Below are 692 nucleotides of genomic sequence, written 5' to 3'. Positions count from 1 at the left end.
GTTCAAGCGAGACAACGCTTAGGTGAAGATGCTGTCGAGCAGGTCTTCAAGATGATGGCGTCACGGCATTATAATCATGCCCACTTCGATACATTTTGTGGCTTAAATCTATTAGCTGTTGATGGGGTTGTCTTTCGTACACATGATACGCCAGAGAATAAAGACGTATTTGGGTGTGGCTCAACCCAGTATGGTGAAAATACCTATCCTCAAATTCGGATGGTATGCCACATGGAGCTAACGAGTCATCAACTCATTAATTGTGCTTTTAACGGGCAGCATCAAGGGGAAATGACACTCGCTGAAGAGCTCATTGAAGGCACACCGGATAATTCATTAACCTTATTTGATCGCGGTTATTATTCTTTAGGGCTTTTGCATCGTTGGCATCAAGCAGGGACTGAAAGACACTGGATGATACCTGTCAGAAAAGGCTTAACGGTTGATACCATAAAGAAAATGAGTAAAAATGACCAGTTAGTGCGTCTTAAAACATCGCCCCAAGCGCGAAAAAAGTTTACTGACTTGCCAGAGTTTATAGAAGCTAGGCTGCTTACTTACACGCATAATAATAAGCAGTATCAGATTCTTACATCAATGCTTGATGTAATGCGTTACCCATCAAAAGAAATAGCTGATTTGTACATGCATCGCTGGGAAATAGAAATAGGATATCGAGAAATAAAACAAAC

At 41.2% G+C, this 692-nt stretch carries 1 protein-coding gene; it reads left to right on the top strand.

Annotated elements, in window-relative coordinates:
- Positions 1-51: 51 nt before the first annotated feature.
- Positions 52-692: IS4 family transposase (locus tag H5058_RS18140; RefSeq protein ID WP_259398656.1), on the top strand; the 641-nt coding region annotated here is incomplete at its 3' end.

The organism is Pseudoalteromonas sp. SR45-4 (assembly GCF_014163535.1).
Lineage (GTDB): Bacteria > Pseudomonadota > Gammaproteobacteria > Enterobacterales > Alteromonadaceae > Pseudoalteromonas > Pseudoalteromonas nigrifaciens.
This window is presented reverse-complemented; position numbering and strand designations above follow the sequence as displayed.